Source organism: Cyclobacterium xiamenense, from assembly GCF_009467825.1.
GTDB classification, from domain to species: domain Bacteria; phylum Bacteroidota; class Bacteroidia; order Cytophagales; family Cyclobacteriaceae; genus Cyclobacterium; species Cyclobacterium xiamenense.
Genome location: NZ_WIOK01000066.1, coordinates 1 through 3,921 on the forward strand (window position 1 = coordinate 1; position 3,921 = coordinate 3,921).

The following is a 3,921-nucleotide window of genomic DNA, read 5'->3' on the forward strand; positions in this document are numbered from 1 at the left end:
TTTCCCGGACCATGGATCATGCAGGGACGCAGGATATAGACCCGCTTGCCGGGGGCCGGATGTGCCAACAGGTATTCCTCTGCTTTTCGCTTGGACTTGGCGTAGACGGTTTCCGGTGTGCAGGGCGTTTCTTCCGTAAGCCAACCTTCCACCCGATCGGCACAGGCTTTGACGCTGCTGATAAAAACAAAGGTCTGGGCGGCGGGATCCGCCCGAAAGCGGTCGTACAGCTTGCGGGTAAGCTCGTAATTGGCCTCCCAGTATTCCTGTTCATCGGCAGTCTTCTTCAGATCGTGCGCTTTTCCTGCCAGGTGGATGTAATGGCTAAAAGACAGGTCTCCTTGCTGCCAGAAATCGCCATAGGACAAATCGGTGCCGGAACGGTTCCTACTAAGTGCCTTCCAGGGCCTGTCTTTCAACTGCTTTTGCATGTTCTGCCCGACGAAGCCGGTGACTCCTGTGATTAGTATCATGTGATTATTTAGGGTGCCTGAGCTTGTCGGACTGATAAAGGTCAGCCCAAAAAGGCATGGTTCAAGGATGTGGTGATTTGGGCTTCGACAGGCTCAGCCCACAGAGACGTATCCGTCCTGGCCGCCTGAGCTTGTCGGACTGAAAAAGGATCAGCCTAAAAAGGCAGCCCACGGAGACGTATCCGTCCTGGCCGCCTGAGCTTGTCGGACTGAGAAAGGTCAGCCCAAAAAGGCATGGTTCGATGGTTTAATGATGTGGTGATGTGGTGATGTGGTGATTTGTAAATGAATTATGCATTCTGGCAATACCCATACATAAACCCTTCCTTAGTCAAATGGGGAAAATCATCACCCATTGCATTATTTCTCAAAAAGATTTTTCACTTTGACCAGGAGTTCATTTTTCGTTAGATCTGTGAGCTGAGAAATCTTTTTTTTAACCAGCATTTTTTCCATCACGAAAATCTTATGCACCCTAACCTGGCTCTTTTTTCTCAGTGAAACAGTAATCCTGTTTTCATCAATAAAAAAACTAAATTCATCACTTCTCGATGTTGAACTGATTTGGGCTAGAATGATATCCCTGGTATTATTTACTCTTTCACCTGAAATAACCACAGCGGGCCGGCTTTTTGACAGTTGCCCATCAGAAAACGGGAAGGGAACAATAACGATATCTCCTTGCCTAAAATCCATTTATTCCAAAAAACTATCCCAATGGGTTTCATCTTCATTTTCCCAATCTTCATTTAAGGATGATTCTGAAAGCCGCATGGCGTGCTGTGTTAAAGCGCTTTCGCCAGCATGTTGTTGATGGAGTTGGTCTTTATTTTTCTTTAATACAAATTCCGCAAAGTCAGCAATTTCTTGAATGCTATCTTCTGGCAGTTGTTCCAACGTTTCAACTGTTTTATAAATTAAAACTTTTTTTGACATAAATCCATCCATTTCTGTAATATACGGTTTTTTCAGATTTAGTTTACATTATGCCTAGTGAAAGTTAAGGGTTAATTTATTTTAAATTCAAAAATATGAATCAACTTTTTATGCAACACCTTAATTTCTTTAAGATTAAGGTTTCCCAATTTCCCTATTACCAAGGATTTATCGATTGTGGCCATCTTTCCAATTCTTACGAGTGAAGGTTTCTTGAGTCCATTTATTGAATTTGGGTATAGTAGTATATCGGCCGGTTCCTGCCAGTGTAGCTTCGTAGAGATAAAGCTTACAGTGATGTCTAAAATTCCAACAATCAGTATCAACGCAGGGCGCTTTTTACTGCCTGTCAGATCGGTGAATGGAAAAGGGATCAAAATGATATCTCCCTGCTGCATCAGTATTTTTCTTTTAAATCATCTTCATTATATAAATCTTCCTCATCCTGAAGAAAAGCAAAACTATCTGATTCGCTGACCATTGTTTCTATCCCTTTTTGAAGAATTTTTTCTTCATTTTTTTTCAACATAAACTCCGCAAAGTCAGCAATTTCTTGAATACTGTCTTCTGGCAGTTTTTCCAATGTTTCAACTGTTTTATGAATCAAACCTTTTTTTGACATAAGTTCATCTTTTGCTGCAATATACGGTTTTTTTAGATTTAGTTGGTTCCATCCAAGTCTGGAGTTAATGGCAGGACGAAGGCTGATGGGGGTAGTAAACGCCAATTCCTTTCGTACTTTATTCGCTGCGCTGCTCAGGACAGGCTTAATTCCAAAAGTACCAAACCTGCCGGCAGGCAGGAGATCAAGGCACAAAAATCCTTCCCCCCGCTAACCTCCCGCACACCTCCTGACTCCCGTCAGGACAGGCCACTGACTCTCGTCAGGACAGGCCACTGACTCTCGTCAGGACAGGCTCCGTTTTTTGTCGGCCCACCCGCTTTGTTTTTCTGTTGACATGCTATTAAAACTATTGGATGCTTCGAAAATCGGTTTCCGCAAAAAAGACAAGCCCAAAAACAAGAAAAGCCAGACCCTAAAGCCCAGCCGATAACGAACCACTTTACCCCTTAACAACCACGCCTGAATCCCAAACCACCGCTCCTGACTGGTTGCCCATACCTACAAGTCAACCCGTACCGAACCCTATTAACCCTTAACCGCCACCCCTGAAGCCAATACCCACTACAAATGCAGAAAGGCCAGGTCTTAATCAGTCAATGTGGCTTTAGGAAAAGAGCACGGCAGGACAATCGTCGTTTTCTCTATTTGCCGCCAATTGGTCTTGTACTTTTTGGCCCTGATTCACTACGCTACTCAGGACAGGCTTGACCCAAAAAGTACCAAAAAGGTCAAGACAAAAAAATCCTTCCCCCCGCATACCTCCCGCGCCCTCCTGACTCCCGTCAGGACAGGCCACTGACTCCCGTCAGGACAGGCCCGGTTTTTTGTCGGCCCACCCGCTTCTTTCAATCGTAGACGTTCGATCAAAATTAGCGGATGCTTCGAAAATCGGTGCCTCCAAAAAAAACCATACCCTCAAACAGGAAAATGGCCAGACCCCAAAGTCCAGCCCATACCGACCCCCCTTAACCACCACCGTTGACTCAAATTCCGCCTCCCCTGCCCATTTGCCCGAAACTACAACTCAGCCGGTTCCGAACCATTTAACCCTTAACTACCACGCTTGAATCCCATACCGCCAATCCTGCCTATTTGCCCATACCTACAAATCAACTCGTACCGAACCCTATTAACCCTTAACAACCACGACTGAACCGAATTCCACCGCTCCTGACTGGTTGCCCATAACTACAAGTCAACTCGTACCGAACCCTATTAACCCTTAACCACCACGTTTGGACAAAAAACAAGGTCTTAAAACAAAAGGCCAGACCCTAAAATGTCACCTGGCTTTAGGAAAAGGGCATGCCAAGACACAGGTTGTACTCCTTGTTTTAACGCCAATTCCTTTCGTACTTTTGGCCCCGATTCGCTGCGCTGCTCGGGACAGGCTTTGATCCAAAAGTACCAAAAAATCAAGGCACAAAAATCCTTCCCCCCGCTAACCTCCCGCGCGCCTCCTGAAAAAATTCAGGACAGGCTCGGTTTTGTGCCGGCCCACCCGCTTCTTTCATCCCTAGAGGTTCTGTCAAATTTAATTGGTGCAAAGTCCGTACGCTCACCCCAACCGGTAGTCTCTCGCTTAACCCTTAACCACCACGATTGGACCCAATACCAACCCAAATGCAAAAAGGCCAGACCCTAAAAGTCCAGCCCATATCGAACCACTTTAACTCTTAACAACCGCCGCTGAATCCAAAGATAGCCCAAAACGCAAAAAGGCCAGACCCCAAAGTCCAGCCCATACCGAACCCCATTAACCACCACGGCTGAATCTAATACCGCCTCTCCTGCCTATTTGCCCATAACTACAACTCAACCCGTTCCGAACCCTATTAACCCTTAACCACCCCGACTGAACCGAATTCCACCGCTCCTGCCTGTTTG

The 3,921-nt window shown here is 45.8% G+C and carries 5 protein-coding genes; all 5 read right to left on the minus strand.

Annotated features, from left to right (window positions below; all coding sequences use genetic code 11):
- A partial coding sequence (locus GCU44_RS22800; protein WP_154859693.1) for an NAD-dependent epimerase/dehydratase family protein occupies nt 1–473 on the minus strand: 473 nt, incomplete at its 3' end.
- A gap of 360 nt (nt 474–833) precedes the next feature.
- Entirely contained in the window at nt 834–1,169 is a 336-nt protein-coding gene (locus GCU44_RS22805; RefSeq protein ID WP_154859694.1) for a type II toxin-antitoxin system PemK/MazF family toxin, read from the minus strand.
- On the minus strand, nt 1,170–1,421 hold the full coding sequence (locus GCU44_RS22810) for a DUF2281 domain-containing protein (protein ID WP_154859695.1): 252 nt from the start codon (nt 1,419–1,421) through the stop codon (nt 1,170–1,172).
- A gap of 59 nt (nt 1,422–1,480) precedes the next feature.
- A complete protein-coding gene (locus tag GCU44_RS22815; RefSeq protein ID WP_154859696.1) occupies nt 1,481–1,807 on the minus strand; it encodes a type II toxin-antitoxin system PemK/MazF family toxin in 327 nt (108 codons plus the stop codon).
- A complete protein-coding gene (locus GCU44_RS22820; RefSeq protein ID WP_241685078.1) occupies nt 1,807–2,136 on the minus strand; it encodes a DUF2281 domain-containing protein in 330 nt (109 codons plus the stop codon). The genes GCU44_RS22815 and GCU44_RS22820 overlap by 1 nt, the downstream gene beginning before the upstream one ends.
- Nucleotides 2,137–3,921: the final 1,785 nt, after the last annotated feature.